This window comes from Stenotrophomonas sp. GbtcB23 (assembly GCF_019091045.1).
GTDB classification, from domain to species: Bacteria; Pseudomonadota; Gammaproteobacteria; order Xanthomonadales; family Xanthomonadaceae; genus Stenotrophomonas; species Stenotrophomonas rhizophila_A.
Window position 1 is genome coordinate 1 of sequence record NZ_JAGXKC010000649.1, and the last position, 239, is coordinate 239.

A 239-nucleotide genomic window follows, 5' to 3' on the forward strand; every position below is an offset into this window, starting at 1 on the left:
TACACGACCGGGCACCGCATGCAGCACCCGAACAGGTGATTAGGGGAAACCCCCCGCCTGCTTGCACTGCACGCGGCCACCCTGATCGACGTGGCCCACCCCGCCGACGATGCCGGCGAACGCGAGCGCGCCGAGACCCTGGTGAGCTTCCTCACCCCGATCTCCAAGGCCTGACAGACCGAATGGGGCATCGAGAACACCTACAACGCCCAGCAGTGCTTCGGTGGCCACGGCTACAT

Annotated in this window: 1 pseudogene; it reads left to right on the forward strand. The window is 66.1% G+C overall.

The features are described 5' to 3' along the window. Positions 1 to 54: 54 nt before the first annotated feature. A pseudogene (locus KVS69_RS20440) lies at positions 55 to 239 on the forward strand (acyl-CoA dehydrogenase); the annotation flags it as partial.